Annotated in this window: 12 protein-coding genes; 2 read left to right on the top strand and 10 right to left on the bottom strand. The window is 47.8% G+C overall.

Features of this window, described 5'->3' with window-relative positions:
• Positions 1 to 274: 274 nt before the first annotated feature.
• From ACZOTW_RS05750 to ACZOTW_RS05720, 7 genes are all read right to left on the bottom strand, one after another.
• The gene (locus tag ACZOTW_RS05750) at positions 275 to 2470 is read right to left on the bottom strand and encodes an AsmA family protein (RefSeq protein ID WP_483997723.1); all 2196 of its coding nucleotides are present in this window, start codon (positions 2468 to 2470) and stop codon (positions 275 to 277) included.
• Positions 2460 to 3014 carry an epoxyqueuosine reductase QueH gene (locus ACZOTW_RS05745; RefSeq protein WP_428076709.1) on the bottom strand — a complete coding sequence of 185 codons (555 nt, stop codon included), beginning with the start codon at positions 3012 to 3014 and terminating at the stop codon, positions 2460 to 2462. The genes ACZOTW_RS05750 and ACZOTW_RS05745 overlap by 11 nt, the downstream gene beginning before the upstream one ends.
• Before the next feature lie 272 nt (positions 3015 to 3286).
• Positions 3287 to 4243, bottom strand: coding sequence for a hypothetical protein (locus tag ACZOTW_RS05740; protein ID WP_483997722.1), 957 nt, complete (start codon positions 4241 to 4243; stop codon positions 3287 to 3289).
• 109 nt (positions 4244 to 4352) lie between these two features.
• The gene (locus ACZOTW_RS05735) at positions 4353 to 5558 is read right to left on the bottom strand and encodes an aminotransferase-like domain-containing protein (RefSeq protein WP_428044936.1); all 1206 of its coding nucleotides are present in this window, start codon (positions 5556 to 5558) and stop codon (positions 4353 to 4355) included.
• 28 nt (positions 5559 to 5586) lie between these two features.
• Entirely contained in the window at positions 5587 to 6420 is an 834-nt protein-coding gene (gene nadC / locus ACZOTW_RS05730) for a carboxylating nicotinate-nucleotide diphosphorylase (RefSeq protein WP_428045680.1), read from the bottom strand.
• A complete protein-coding gene (nadA, locus tag ACZOTW_RS05725; protein ID WP_428041140.1) occupies positions 6417 to 7460 on the bottom strand; it encodes a quinolinate synthase NadA in 1044 nt (347 codons plus the stop codon). The genes nadC and nadA overlap by 4 nt, the downstream gene beginning before the upstream one ends.
• 3 nt (positions 7461 to 7463) lie before the next feature.
• Positions 7464 to 7928, bottom strand: a complete 465-nt coding sequence (locus ACZOTW_RS05720) for a hypothetical protein (protein ID WP_428037910.1) — start codon at positions 7926 to 7928, stop codon at positions 7464 to 7466.
• Between the two features lie 162 nt (positions 7929 to 8090).
• Between ACZOTW_RS05720 and ACZOTW_RS05715 the strand changes: the two genes are divergently transcribed.
• Positions 8091 to 9584, top strand: a complete 1494-nt coding sequence (locus tag ACZOTW_RS05715) for an alanine/glycine:cation symporter family protein (protein WP_483997721.1) — start codon at positions 8091 to 8093, stop codon at positions 9582 to 9584.
• Positions 9585 to 9660: 76 nt separating this feature from the next.
• On the opposite strand, the gene ACZOTW_RS05710 is transcribed toward ACZOTW_RS05715, so the two are convergent.
• Complete coding sequence (locus tag ACZOTW_RS05710) at positions 9661 to 10596, bottom strand: type IV pilin protein (RefSeq protein WP_483997720.1); 936 nt, start codon at positions 10594 to 10596, stop codon at positions 9661 to 9663.
• Between the two features lie 605 nt (positions 10597 to 11201).
• Between ACZOTW_RS05710 and ACZOTW_RS05705 the strand changes: the two genes are divergently transcribed.
• Entirely contained in the window at positions 11202 to 11618 is a 417-nt protein-coding gene (locus tag ACZOTW_RS05705) for an FKBP-type peptidyl-prolyl cis-trans isomerase (RefSeq protein WP_177745644.1), read from the top strand.
• Positions 11619 to 11673: 55 nt separating this feature from the next.
• Here the strand turns inward: ACZOTW_RS05705 and ACZOTW_RS05700 are convergent, their stop codons facing one another.
• Positions 11674 to 14163, bottom strand: coding sequence for a hypothetical protein (locus ACZOTW_RS05700; protein ID WP_483997719.1), 2490 nt, complete (start codon positions 14161 to 14163; stop codon positions 11674 to 11676).
• A 172-nt stretch (positions 14164 to 14335) separates the two neighbouring features.
• A complete protein-coding gene (locus ACZOTW_RS05695) occupies positions 14336 to 15421 on the bottom strand; it encodes a tetratricopeptide repeat protein (RefSeq protein WP_483997718.1) in 1086 nt (361 codons plus the stop codon).
• Between the last annotated feature and the right edge of the window lie 64 nt (positions 15422 to 15485).

Genomic DNA, 15485 nt, shown 5'->3' with positions numbered 1-15485 from the left:
TTATAGGGCTCTTTTGTGGATAGAAAGCCACCGGCTATGCTAGTGGTTCCATAAAGGTTATACCAATGCCTGATAGTATTCCAGTAGGAATATTCTATTTAGGACAAACGCGAAAGGAACCTTAATGCTGCCGGCAAAAGGCACAGAACTGTTCTTACTGATGTTTTAGCCATTAGGGCGCGGTATAGCAAAAAAGGGTGGCTCCACGAATTGCAAACCCGCGCATAGAGTGTCGGTCCGCAGGGCGTGGCCTGCAAGGTGCGGGCCGCAGGGCTTATTTTTCCTTCTTTTTAAAAATGCCAAATAGTCCGCCAATGCCCTTTTTTACGGAGCGGCTGGCAAAATTATTACCAATACCTTGCGTAACGAGCGAAGACACCGACCCCAACATACTCATACTGCCCTTGGGGTCGTCCACCGTACCGCCGATATTCAATTTCAGCGGCATAATGCCGTCCGCCTCGTGCTTGCCCGGGGCGGCCTGTACCGTCATATCAATCACGCCGCTGTTAAAATCGGTCGTACCGTTCAAACTAAAAGACACCATATCGGAAACAAAACTGCCGTCTTTTACGGAAGCCTTGCCTTTGGTAAAGGTTACGTCGGTAGTAAACTTATCAAAAGCCATACGCCCGTCAATCTTTTGTTGGCTTTTGGGTACACGAATTTGCATCGGCTGTCCGTCCGGTCCGGTAACGGTTTGCAAAACGGTATCCTCCTCTTTGTCTGATGTGCTGACGGCGGACACAAGCCCGCTGCCGATACCGTTTAACACAGAAAACACATTAAGCGAATTAAATACTTTTCCCACGATATTTACAGACATAAACAACACCTTGGTTAAAGCATTAGCTTCTGTCAGTTTATATAAGTCCTTAATTTCCCCGTTCCCCATAGACAAATTGAGTTCGCCGCGTGCGCGCTTCATATCGGGGGTGAGGTTGCCCAAATCCGCTTGGAGCAAAATCTGCCGCCCCGCAATATACGGCGCGTCCAACGCATCTATTTGTATTTTCCCGGTAACGGTGGCCGGTGGCAAGGGCCACGCAGGGGCAGGCTGTTTATCCGTTTGTACTTTCTTTTCAGCCACGCCTTTCTCTGTACGTTCCGGCAAAGGAGGTAAAATTAATTTTTTTGCAAAAGCATTTAACGAAACCGACAAATTCTTGGGAGACTGGTTCCAAGATGCGTTCACAGAAAAAGGTTCCTTATTCAGCAAGCCGGAAACGGTTATACTGGAAACCGCCGTTTTAAAATCGGTTGTTCCCTGTGCAGATACTTTCATTACTCCTTGCTCCAAACGGCCCGCATAGCCCGCATTTGCACCCATATCGGCCGCTGTAACGGCCGTCTGCCAATCCTGCTGGGTAAAATGCACCGTACCGCCGGCGGTTCCTGCGGCTTGATATTCCTCAGCCAGTTGGGGCAGTTGCGCAAGAAACTCCTTAAAATCAACTTGCCACTCAGCGCGGGCTTCGTATTTTAAAACTGCGCTGTAATCTATGCCGCCAATAGCCGACAGTTTCACCCCGGAAAGGGCCAAAACCGCTTGATTAACCGTCAGTTTTTCCTCCGGCAAATTGGCTATTGCATCCGTTTTAAAATGCACCTGCGGGACCTCAAAGCGCGGTTCGTCCGGCACGAGATTTTGCAAAGTGTCCGTGGTTAAATTTTCTAACGTAACACCCAACTTGATGTGGGGCGCAATAAAATCCTGCGCTTGAAAATTTATTTTAACTTTGGCACCGTTATAAGAAAGCAAAAAGTCGGGCATTTGTACCTGCGCGCGCGACAAATCGCCCCCCGCCAAATTAAGCCGCACATTAAACGATACAGGAAATTCATACTGTTTTTCCCCCTCTTGGTAAAAGCCGTCCGCCGCAAAGCCCAAATTAATCAAATCGCGCACCACCAGCCGTTTGCCCCGCAATGTAATATTTTTTAGCGCGGCTTGTCTTTTATTTTCCTCGTCTTGATAAAATATATTGATATTTTTTAATGATAAATCTGTTAAGGTTAAATACGGCAAGGAAAGTGTATCCGTTTGCGCAGGCTCATCTGATGACGGCTTATCCGCAGGCAACAAATCCGCCCAATTAAACACTCCGTCAGCCCGGCGGAGCAAATAGGCTTCCACCCCGCTAACGGTAAGCGATTTTAACTTAATATGCCCGTGAACTAAATGGATAAGCGATACCCTAATCCGCAGCCGCTCCACCGATAAGAAAGTCCCTTTTTCAAAACCGCCCGCTTCCGATAAAGCAAACTTATCCGCCTTTACCCCCATAAAACTGACGGACATTTTTTCCAAACGTACCTCGCGTCCGGTGGCCTCTTGCATCTTTTGTACCGCGTATTTTTTCATCCAATTACTGGACGATACCCACCGCAAAGCAAGGTCTGCCCCAAAGAATAAAATCAGCGTGCACACCGCTACCGTAGCCAAGCGCCGCCAAACCTTATTTGTCATTTTTACCCCTCATACTGTATTTACAGCCACAATAATCTTGCTTGTATAATTGTAATTCTTTTATAAGCGCTTGGCGCAATTCTTCCAACCCATTCTTGCGCCAGTTAATCGCCGCATACGGCTTACCTACGGCATACCACGCGCGGCGGGCGGCCTCGTTTACTTGGTCCAAATCTTTATAGCGCGATACACCCAGCACAGAGGTCAACGCCGTAAATTTATGTTCCAGCGCATACTGTTCGGCTCTTTCCAAACGCATATAAAAACAGGCCGAACACCGCTTGCCGCGCTCGGGTTCGTTTTCCAGCCCGGCTACGGCTTTATCCCATTTTTCGGGTTCATAAGGCAGTTCGGCAAATTTTAGGCCAAAATGCTCACATACGCGCTTCTGCTCGTCGCGCCGTTTTTCATATTCAGCCGACGGGTAGATATTCGGGTTATAAAATAAAACGGTGGCATCTATGCCGTCATCTGCCAATTTTTTGATAGCCGCACAAGAACAGGGCGCACAGCAGGAAAGGACAAGTAATTTAGGGAAATACATATATATATTTTACCAAAATAGAAGTATAAACCAATGACAGAAAACTGCATTAGTATTTTGTTTTTAGTTGTAGATTTAGATTAACACTCATAGGAGAGGCCGCATTTGTAATGTTGCGACGGAAAGGCAACCGATATTCCTCTACCGGAAACCGTAACCGGGCAAAACATCCTCAGGCAAAAACAAATTGCCGATTTGGAATTTATTGCAAAATAACTGCATAATAACAAAACCCCCGGTCGGGAAATAAACCAACCGGGGCGAAAAGTATTTTATTTCTGTGGATTGTGCGGGTCAAAATGATGTTTGTAATATTCTACAAGCCTATTCCACATCGCAAGCGCCGCGGGAGTATCTGCAAAGCGGGAAGACATTTCCTCTATCTTATAAACAAACAACTCCCGTACTTGGCGTGGCGATTGCAAACTGTTATAGGCCGCTTCCTCGGCAGACACCCGGGCACAGAACAAGAGCATGTCTTTAATTTTTCCGTAATATTGCACTTCCTCGGTGCTTAAAGTACCGCCCATTTCGCGCAAGCCGGTGCGGACCTCGCGGTATAAAAGGGCCGTATAAAATTCGTGCGTATTAACAGTAGGAGCAAAGATACCCTGCATTAAAATTTTTAAGAACCGCACTCTGTCCGCAGAAGGCAAAAGCGGCAAAAAGTGGTCGTTCAACCGCTGTGCCGTGGCCTCACCCAACAGGGCGCGAAAATTGGGATTATCGTCCAAAATTTGGGTCCCCGCCGAATACTGATAGCGCTTGCGAAATTCCTGTTCCGCCTGTTTTTGTGCAAGGCGCAATTCATATTCCAAAGCAAGCAAATAAGTATAACTGAGTTTCATCCCTGTACGGATACGCTGGGAGAGAACCACCATACACGGACTTAATTTATTGGTGTTTCGGTCCTGCATTTTGAAAAGGGCATTAGAGATTTCGTGGGAAAGTGTATTGGATATTTCCGAGTGAAGTTTGCCGTCTTTCAACAACGGGGCCAAGACTCCGCGCGAGGGCAATACCGAAGCAAAACGCGCTAAAATCTGGCGTTCTGGCGTGGCTTCCACCAAATGCTGCAACGCTTTTTCTTCCACCGGGATAACTACGCGGGAGGCGCTAGTCAAAGCCCTCCTTACCCCTTTAACGGATTTAAGCGGATTTTTCTGCGCAAAAACCGCCGTAGGAACCAGTAAACCTGCTAAAAATAAAATAAATATTTTTTTACCCATACTTACATTTTGCAATACTTTCACCCCAAATAACAGGGCCCTTGGACCCATTTTTATATAGGGCAAAGGACCTAAAAAAGAGGGAACCTGTACAGGCTCCCCCAAGAACTTACAAATTATCTTTAATAGTTTGCGCAAGGCGTTTTAGGCCTTCCACAATTTGCTCTTTGGTAGAGTAAGAAAAATTTAAACGCATATCGTTAAACACATCCCCTTGCGGATAAAAATCTACTCCGGCCACATAGGCCACCTTGTTTTCAATGGCCTTGGGCAACAGGTCTGTGGCGTTCATATGTTTGGGCAAAGTCAGCCACAGGAAGAGCCCCCCCTCGGGGCGCGTCCAAGAAACATTTTTCGGCATATATTTAGCCAAGGTTTCCAACATCAAATCGCGTTTTTCGCGGTAAGATGCAATAATTTCTTTGACGTGCTGCATCAGCATCCCGCTGCGCAGATATTCCCCCGTAGCCAACTGCAAAATGGGAGAAGTGCACAAATCCATCGCCTGCTTTAAAATGACATATTTGCGAATAACATCTTCCGGGCCGACAATGTAGCCCAAACGGAAGCCGGGCACAAACACCTTGGAAAACGTGAACATTGTAATCACGTTGCCACGTCCGTTGTCCAACGCGTAAAAAGTACGCGGGGAAGTGCCCTCAAAGCGGACTTGACGGTATGGAGAATCTTCCAAAATAAAGGTGTTATACTTTTGGGCAAGTTCCAAAATTTGTAGTCGGCGGTCTTCCGGAATCGTCGTGCCTGTGGGGTTTTGGAAATCGGGCACCAAATAAATAAATTTGCATTGTTTGCCACGGGCTTTTAATTCAGCCAGTTTCGTTTCCAAATCTTCGGGCAAAATACCATACGCATCGCTTTCCGCACCCGTAATGTCAGCACCCGCCACGTGAAACGCCTGCAACGCGCCCAAATAAGTAGGGCAAGCGGTAATAATGCTGTCGCCGGGGTTTATAAATAGGCGCGCCGTCATATCCAAAGCCTGTTGGGAGGCGGACACCACCAGCATTTGGTCGGTGGTTACATCAATATTTTCGGTTTCTTTTAATAATTTTACCAGTTCCGTACGCAAAGCCATTTGCCCTTCGGTGGTGCCGTACTGCAAAGCCTGTTTTGGGGTTTTCGTCAGCACATGGTGCATAATACCGTCAATTTCGTGCGTAGGGAATAATTCCGGGGCCGGCAGCCCCCCCGCAAACGAAATAATATCCGGGCGGGCTATCACTTTCAAAAGTTCTCTAATGGCGGAAGCCTTGGAGCGGCTTACCACTTGGGAAAACAACTCATTGTAATTCATCTGCTACTCCCAATTTTTAAATAATCGCTTAACTAATATATTGTACAATTTTTAGGCTCAAATCTTTTGCCGGAACAGAGTGCGTAAGCGCTCCCATAGAAATCACATCCGGACGGACCGCGCAGTACGCTTCCAAATTCGTTTTATTCACGCCGCCGGACACCTCTATAATGGCGCGCCCGGCAATTTCCTTTTTGCACACGGCAATTTGTTCGGGGGTCATATTATCCAGCATAATGATATCCGCCCCGGCGTTTAGGGCTTCTTTTACCTCGTCCAGGGTCGTGGTTTCCACCTCCACCTTGGGAGTGTGCCCGATAACGTCTTTAATCTTTTTGACGGCTGCCGTAATGGAGCCTGCCGCTGCAATATGGTTATCCTTAATCATCACGCTGTCGGCCAGACTAATGCGGTGGTTGCGCGCTCCGCCGGTGCGCACAGCGTACTTATCCAAGCGGCGCAAACCGGGCTGTGTTTTGCGCGTATCCACAATCATTACGCCGTATTTTTTGCCGATAGCCGCATATTCGCGCGAGGCGGTGGCAATACCGCTCATCCGCTGCATAAAGTTAAGCGCGGTTCTTTCGGCCTTTAAAATAGACAAAGTGCTTCCGGTCAGTTCCAGCACCACTTCACCTTTTTTCACATTATCGCCGTCCTTTTTAAGCGGAGTAAAAATGACATCCGGGTCCACCGCGTGAAATACGGTTTTGGCTACGTCCATTCCGCATAGCACCAAATCTTCTTTGGCGCGGATAGCGGCCTTGGCCCGGTTTTCGGGCGTAAAAATAGTATCCGAGGTAATATCCCCCAAACTTAAATCTTCCAACAACGCAAGTTCAATAATTTTATCCAGTATCATTTTGCAAGTTCAAACATTTTTTCAATGGCTTTTTTGGCCTGGACCGCTACGCGCCCGTCCACCGTAACCACTTGGTCGGGGCGCGGGTCAATCAACGCTTCCAGGGTATTAATCAAACTGTTCTTTTTCATATAACTGCACACGCCGTAGGGCCAAATAAAGGTTTTGTCCGGGTGTTCGGCTTCCAAACGGTTCACAAGGCCAAACTCCGTAAGCATACCAAATGTCTTATCCGGCGAGGATGCCACATAAGAGGCCATTCCCTTGGTACTGCCTACATAATCGCACTTTTGGCAAACTTCAATGGGGCATTCCGGGTGCGCTAACATTTTAATACCGGGGTGTTCGGCACGCAGTTTATCCACAATTTCCGGGCGGTATTTATCGTGCACACAGCAGGACCCGCCGGAAGAAATTATCTTTTTGGGTGTACCGCGGCGTTTGAGTTCGGCATCAATATTTTGAGCCATCAACATATCAGGCACAAAAATCAGTTCATTACCGGGTATTTTCTGCGCAATATCAAAAACATTGCCGGACGTTACGCACGAATCGCACACGGCCTTTACATCTGCGGAACTGTTAATATAGCACAAAGCCGGTACGCCGGGGTGTTTTTCGCGCAGTTTTTTTACATCTTCCCCCGTCATAGAATCGGCCAAAGTGCACCCCGCCTTGCCAGCCGGGATAACTACCTTTTTATCCGGGTTGATGATTTTGGCCGTTTCCGCCATAAACCACACGCCCGCAAAAACGATAATATCCGCCGTAGAGGAGCGCGCCTTTAATGCCAGTTCATACGAGTCCCCCCTAAAATCAGCCACCCCGTAAACCAAATCGGGTGTGGTATAGGAGTGGGCGAGAATCACCGCGTTCTGCTCTTTTTTAAAGCGGTTAATCGCCAGTACATACGGCGCGGCGGCCAGGCAGTCCTCAAACGTCCACTTGGCGGCTTTTGTTTTGGATACAGATTTAAGAAGCCCATATAATCTATGGGCTTCTTGTGTAAGTTGTGCTTCCTTTTCTAACGGCGTAAGCATAAATTATTGCAAGGTGTCCGGCGCAACTTCGTCGCTCGTGTAAGTAGTGGTCGTCGTGCTGGTGGACGAGGTGGACGTATTCGGTGCGGAACCGTCTAAATAATAAATATTGGTATTGTTTACTACCTTTTTGTTGGTCGTAGTGGTTTTGGAAGAACTCTTGGACGTTTTCTTTTTGGCAGCCGATTTTTTAACCACCTTAGCAGCGGGCTTTTTGGCCCCTCTTACCGTTTGTTCGGCGGGCGGCAGATAAGAATCGCCGCAGGCCTGCAATTCATAGGCGGGCAACGTGTCGTAATCGGCCTCAGGCGCCAACAGGTTGTCAAACTCCTGGTCAATGATTTGGTATTTGGCGTTCTTGGCGGATGCTTTGTTGCGGGAATCCGCAGTTTTGGTGTTGGCGTTGCCGGAAGAGCAAGCGGCTGCGCCGAAAGCGGCGATAAAGGCCGCGAGTAAAAGTTTCTTCATAACCCGTCTCCTTATTAATGCGGGGCAAACCCGCGCGTTACTAAATTATATATCATATTGCGTGGATTTGGAAAGGTTTCCCTTATAAATTTTTCGCAGATTTCCTCTTATATTTTAGTACAATAAAAAAGTTGTACCGTTTGGGAGGAAGAAAAAAACACAATGGAAAGCCTGCAACAATTATGGACAGCGGTTTGCGCATTTGCGACAGCGCCAACCTTGCAGCATATGTACGACGTAATGAACGGATTCAATACTTTGGTATGGGGTCCGCCAATGATTATTATCCTGCTTTTTTTAGGTATTTATTTTACTATCCGTTTGCATTTTCTACAAAAATACACTTGGCCGGCAATGAAACTGTCGGTTAAAAAAGTAGAATCCGAAGGGATGGTCAGCAGTTTCGGCTCACTCGCCGTAATGATTGGCGCAACCGTAGGCACCGGGAGCATTATCGGCGTAACTACCGCCGTAGCCGAGGGCGGCCCGGGGGCGCTGTTTTGGATGGTAGTGGCGGGATTTTTCAACTTTGCCATTAAATACTGCGAATGTATGGTGGCCTTTAAATACCGCGTACGCCTGCCGGACGGCGAATATGTGGGCGGGCCGATGTATTATCTTTCCCGCATTTTAAAGTTTAAATGGCTCGCCCTTATTTTTGCGGTGGGCACGGTATTAATGGCCTTAACCGCCGGCAGTGCCTTGCAATCTAACTCCATTGCCGATGCCTTGCGCGAAGGATACAATTTAAACCCGTGGTATGTGGGCTTATTTGTAGCCATAGCGGCGGGCGTGGTGATTATCGGCGGGGTAAAACGTATTGCCGCGTATTCCGAGTGGTTGGTACCGATTATGGGCGGCTTGTACTTATTACTCGCCCTTATTGTGCTTTGTATGCACCTTACCGAAATTCCGTCCGCTTTATTAATGGTAATTAAAAGTGCTTTTACAGGCAAGGCCGCTGTGGGCGGAGCCGCCGGCATAGGAATTATGGCCATTGTGCAGGCTATGGTACCCGCTTTAAGCGCAGGTGTTACGCGGGCTGTACTGGCAACCGAAGCCGGGCTTGGAAGTGCCTCTATTGCGGCCGCCGCGGCCAAAACCCGCAGTGCTACGCAAATGGCGATTATTTCGGCTACGTCTGTATTTTGGGCAATTTTTATTTGCTCGCTGACGGGTATGGTTATTGTACTGGCAGGAGATTGGCAAAACCCCAACGTCTATGCCGCCAACCTGTGCAACAGCGCGTTTAAAACGGTGCCTTATATCGGTACGCCGATTTTGATTTTCTCGCTGGTAATTTTTTCGTTCACGACTATTATCGGTTGGGGATATTATGTGGAAAAGGCTTTGCAGTTTTTGTGCAAAGGTTCCAATATGCTCATAAAACCCGTGCGCGTGCTGTTTATTATTTTGACCTTTGTGGGCGGCTGGATTGGCACCAGTTTTTCGTTGGATTGGACGATTTCCGACTCCTTACTGCGCACCGCCGAGGCCAACGGTTCAACCCGCTTTATGTGGGCACTTGTCATTTTTACTATGACAATGATGACCGTGCCGAACATTTGGGCCCTGTGGTGTTTCCGCAAGGTGATTGTCAAAACAACCCGAAAAAACATCAAAAATATTGTGGGCAAACAACCCAACGCAAATTAATTACCCGTTACTGATAAGAAACCGCCCCGGGATATACAATTCCTGGGGCGTTTTTTTAACTTTTTATACAGAAATATTAGTGTAAATCCCAAGTGTATTTACTGGCAAAAGCACCACCCGCATAACGCTGGGAGGTTTCCGTACCTAAGGCGTTGCATAAACGGCGCCACCGAGGAGAAGGATATACATTTGACATAATACAGGTCCTTGCACCTCCTATACACCCAGAAGAATTGGGATGGTTATGCGTCCGAAAATAAAAGGCATCATTCGCAGTCCACGGGGAAATATACGAAAAACATTTATTGGTACAGATATGGGCATAGCCCCAATTTTCCTTTGTTCCCCAACAATCTCCCCCCAATCCCTCAGGCTTTTTATACGCATAGTTTTTTGGTATCTCTATATCCAACTGGTCAAAGGTCTCCGCGTACTGGCCGTTTGCCAAATAATAGGCCTCTTGGGCGGATTCCACCGCATCCAACAGTGGCATATTGGACGCAAATTTAGACTTATCCACCGCCAACTGATATTGTGGCACCGCCACCGCCGCTAAAATACCGATAATAAGGACAACGACCAAGAGTTCAATCAAAGTAAATCCACGACTCACAACCCAAGATGTAGATCCTGAACTAAATTCAGGATGACCTCCTTTTTTCATAAAGTCGTCATCCCCGAGGAATTGGCGGCCCGCTAGGGTGCGGCTCGCTAGGGTGCGGCCCGCAGGGTTCGGGAATCTGTTGTCTCCGTTCTTGAATTCGTAGTCATTCCCGAAAGTTGTAGTCGGGAATCTGTCGTTTTCCTTTTTTAATAAAAACAGTTCCCCGACAGAAACCTTCGGGGATGACAAAATAGGTTTTACCGTGCGACCACCCCAAACAAACGTCATTCCGTAAGGTTTCTGTACGGAATCTCGCCGTTTCGCAACAACAGATTCTGGACTACAACTTTCCAGAATGACGACACTAGCACAAGTAGCCGCACGGCTAACTTCAATAAACTCTTTCATTTTTTCTCCTTTTAAGGTCTTTATATTTGGGCAAAACGGCCTTTTATACGCATTTTTATATAGTGGATACATCCGGGTATATTCAGCCCTTATTGTCAAAATTTTAACAAAAAAAAAAAAACGGAACAACCCCTTTAAAATAAACGACGGAAAAGCAACAACAAAAATTACATTGTTTATCCGTCATCCCCGAGGAATTGGCGGCCCGCAGGGTTCGGGGATCTATTGTTTCGGAAGAGAACACCCACGGCAAAAACAGATTCCCGACTACGGCATGTGGGAATGACAACAATAATAACGACAAATTGCGTATCTAATCTGTTTTTGCGCTTGTGAAAGGGCGGACAATAAGCCATACTATTAGTGGCAAACCTTTTCATACGGCGCATTGCAGGCAAAGCCGCCGTGAGGGGACCCATGGGGAACGGTCCGCATTGATTCCCCCCAACCAATATATTGGTAACCCCGCCCACACCCGGGCGGGGGTTTTGTTTGGTAAATTCTGCCAATCCGCCAAACGGGCCGACTTTCCCCGCATTGGCTAAAAAACTGTTACAATATATTATATTTTCGCCCGGGACACCCGGCGCCAAAAGGAGAAACAAATGATTAAAGAAGGTTCCAAAGTCAAATTTGACTACACCCTTACGGTTGACGGCAAAGTAGCCGACACCTCCGCCGGACGCGGCCCGTTGGAATACACCCACGGAGCAGGGCACATTATTCCGGGCTTGGAAGAAGAACTTACCGGGATGAAAGTTGGCGACAAGAAGACTGTAAAAGTTGCGCCGGAAAAAGGCTATGGCAAAGTCTTGCCGGAAGCCATCCGCCGCGTACCGAAAGAAGCCATTGGCGGGGCTGAACATTTAAAAGTAGGTGATATGGTGGGTGCCAGCAACGAAGGACACACTTTCCGCGCGGTGGTAAAGGAAATCACGGATAAAGAAGTGGTGTTGGACTTTAACCACCCGTTAGCCGGAAAAGATTTGACCTTTGACGTGGAAATTAAAGAAATCAACTAATTTCTTTCTGTTTGCAAAAAAACCCCGGGCCAAAACCCGGGGTTTTTTATATATTTTAACCCTTGCACTCTTCCGTGAGGGCCAAATTGTCTTTTAATTGGGCGTAATGCCGTTTGACCAAGGTTTCCTTTTTGGTCAGTGGCCGTCCGCCTGCTTCTTTTTGTGCTACGCGGGCCAATACCGCTTTATTTTCCTTTTCATAGGCTTGCACATCCGCCGGAGTTACTTGTATCACCAAGCGGCATTTTTCGGCCTTGGCCTGTGCTTGCACCTTAGCCAATTTTTCCGCTTCAAGCGATTTCTTAAAATCTTCGGCGGCGGCTTCTTCCTGCGCGCGGTAGCGGCGGATATCGGCAAAGGTCAAATCCAGTTTACGCATATCGGCCTTGGCCTGCACCACATCATTAGGCATACTGAAAAAGTAATAGTCCGAATAGCGGGTCAGGCTATCCTCATCCGTTTTGTGGAAACGCTTAAAGAAGCGGTACGCACACAACGAGTGTTTATGCACGGTGCGGCCCACGGAATCGGTGTAAAAAGTACCGTCCGCCATTTCCTGTCCGCAGACCACGCATTTTGCCTTAGGCGCGATAACAGGCGTTTGAACGGGAGATACAACGGGCTTAGCGGGTTCCGCTTTCTGCTTGACGGGGGCTGCATTTTGCCCATCAGAAGCAGGCTTGCTGTTTTTGGGGGCTGACGAAGGAGTCGCCCGTTTAGGCGTTGCTCCCGCGGGTTTGGCTGGCAACGAAGCCACCAAAGGATTTTTGCGCGGAGCAACCTCGCTACCCTTTTTAGCGTCCAGATTATCAAGCACCACGGGAACCGTCTTTTTAGCAGGCATCAAATCCGTCTCCAACTGTGCTAACAAAGGATTAGCCTCTTGCGATTGTGTCAGTTGTGTCCACGTCGGTACTGTGCGCTTGGTCGCCTTATGTCGGTAAGTGTTCCCCAATTTGGAATAATAGGCAGAGGCCTTAGCCTCGCAAGCGCTATGAATATGATAGGGGCGAATACGTCCGAGTACCTTTACATCTTGGCTTAAATAACCATTTTCCAGCCCCACCGGTTTACCGCAAACCAAGCAAGGGTAAGTAATCGGCGAAAAGTCATCCTCATACGGTTGGGCCGTCAGCAAACCCTTGGCATCTAAAACCTTGGATTCCGGCGTATATTGTCCCTTGTATTGGCTTAAATTTTGCACTAACTGGCGTATCTGCTGGGCTGAAACATTGCCTGCCCGCGCAGCCTCTTCCGCCGGCTCAATTTGCTGTTCTATAATATCCTTGATTTTAGCCGCTTTTTGCGTTAAGTACCGGCTCTCGGCGGACAAAGCCAGCCCCGCCTTATCCAAACCGCCCCGCATTTGTTGGCGTTTGGTATATAAAGCATCAACATACTCCTCTTCCATTTTGCGGACTTTTTCCAAATAAGCGCGCCACTCTTGCCCCAGTTGGGCCAACTGTCCCAGTTGCACGGCAGATTGTTTCCAATTTTTTAAATAGGCCTGTACCTTGGCCATATCGGCAGAATCTTTGACGGGAATCCCCTGCAAATAGGTATAAGGTTTTCCGCACAGGCTCTTCCACCCATTTTGCACGCGCGGGGAGTTTTTCCCCTCCATACCCCAAATAAAGTCCACCGCGTTGATAAAGCCTTCCAAATCATCGCAAGTGAGAGTTGTAGATTTCGCCATTACAGAAGGTAAGCCGCCAAAAACGACCTCGCCCGGTTCGGTGCGAAGCAAGGAGCGGACCTTATTCATATTTTTCTTGTCTTCATATTGGTCGGCCAATCCAAAAAAATGCCCCATTTCGTGCCTGGCTACTCTATCCATATCGTAGTCTAACGTGTACGCGCTCATAAATATACCGGTTGTTCTCATAGCCTCTTGCTCCGCCAATTTAGAAGCCGTATAATCATCATTACCCGGCAGAGAAAGTATCCAAATCGTCGGATCTTTATCGTAAACGCCTTTTATAGAGGCGGCCTTCCCCCGGGTGTGAGAAAGTTGCTGCCAAACGGAACCATACTTTAAATTTCCCAGCGATTTAATACGCAAATCGTATTTGCCTTTCATTACTTTATCGCAATCTTCGCCATTGGGGTTAATTACTTGCAACTCAATGCGGCGCGGCAAAGCCTCCAAAATATCAGCAAACTCGCCCTTACGCGCAAATTCTGGCGCAACGGCAGAAGTCTGTTGCTTTTTGGCTTTCTTTTTACCCTTGGCGGGAGTGGACCGGACAGGTTGGCGCTCGCCCAACTGCGTGCGGACAAAAGATAACCAATTATCCAATGCCGATTGTGTGGATTGCAAAAAATAATCCCGCGTAATTTTTTGACGGGCCGGGTCGGTGCTGGTTCCCTCTGTACTCACACACACACGAATCTTGGGGTTTTTAGCAGTCAGCACATAATACAAAAAACTTTTCTTGTATATATAAGGATCCCCATTAAATGAAACCAAATCCTCCAACAGCCCCCACGCACTTGCAGAGGCGGCGAGTGTTAAACAGGTTAATAATAAAAGATATTTTTTCATATTTTCCCCAATAGGAAACAGTCCGCTGTAAAACCCGCCTTACGGCACTTTTACAACAGATGAATATATTTATAGTATAGTTGTTCTTTTTACCTTTTACAAGGGATTAAAATATAACTAACGAAAAACCCCTAGGAACGGGCCTAGGGGCTTTTACTGCTTCAAACTTAAATCAGGTATAACTTTCCAAATATGTATGCAACCCCTCGGCGCGCGCCTGCGATACGCCCTCCTCGTAGAGTTGCTCTGCTTCGTCGGTGCGGCCTAAGGCATATAACACCTGCGCCAAAGAAAGTTTTGTGAGAATTTGCCCGCGTTTTTCATCAGAATTATCAAACAAAACACGCGCTTCTTCCAAATCTTTTAAGGCGGCGGCCATTTTGTTTTTGCGTTTTAAAATATCCGCGCGGCCCCATTTTACAAAGCCCAAGTCCACCGTATCGTGGATAGACGAATAGAGTTTATCAGCCACGTTATAGTGGCGCAGGGCTTCGTCGTACTTGCCCTGTTGGCGCAAGCCGTTGGCCATACCACAGTTGGTATAGGCCTTGCCGAAAACATCCTCGCTTTTGCGGAAGATTTTTTCCGCCAATTTATAGTTCTTTACACACTCGTCAATCTTTCCGCAAATCCGGCTAATTCCGGCTAGACCGCAATGCCCGTAGGCCACGGAAATATCATCGCCCGCTTTTTTGGCAAGAGAAATAGCCTTTTTAAACTGCGCTACGCCTTCTTCAAAATGGCCTTGCAGGCGGAAGATTCCCCCCTTGGCCCAATGGATGAAACTCATTCCGGCATAGTCCTTTAACTGTGTATAGGCGGACAAAACGGCATCCAACAAATCAAGTGCTTCCTCCAAGCGGCCCCAAGCGCGCAAGGCCATACCCATTTCTTGCATTGCACGGACGGCGAACTCGTCGTATTCCAATTCCTGCGCCATTTTTAAGGCATCTTCGGCCAATTCATACGCAGCCGCAGAGTGTCCCAAAGTGCGGTAGCAAGCCGCCATCGCCAAAAGCGCATCCATACGGCGTTCGGCCTCGTCGGCTACTTTCAAACAGGCGGCATAACTCTTTAAAGCGTCCTCAAAGGAGCCGAGTTGGCGTTGCGCCTCCCCCGTTAAAAACCAAGCGGCGGCATCCTTCTTTTTGGCCTCGGCCAGTACCGCCAAAGCGTCCGACGGACGGCCCTCATCAAGCAAATTTTCCAAAACGTCCAAATCTAATTTTGCGGTTTGTTTCTTTGTGGATTGAGACATATACACTCCTAATTTAACGGCCTGAAACTTTTAATCATTACCATATAACTTTGTACCCTGTACT

The organism is Candidatus Avelusimicrobium sp. (assembly GCF_056976295.1).
The sequence above is the reverse complement of the archived record's forward strand: the minus strand, read 5'-3'. Positions and strand labels throughout refer to the sequence as shown.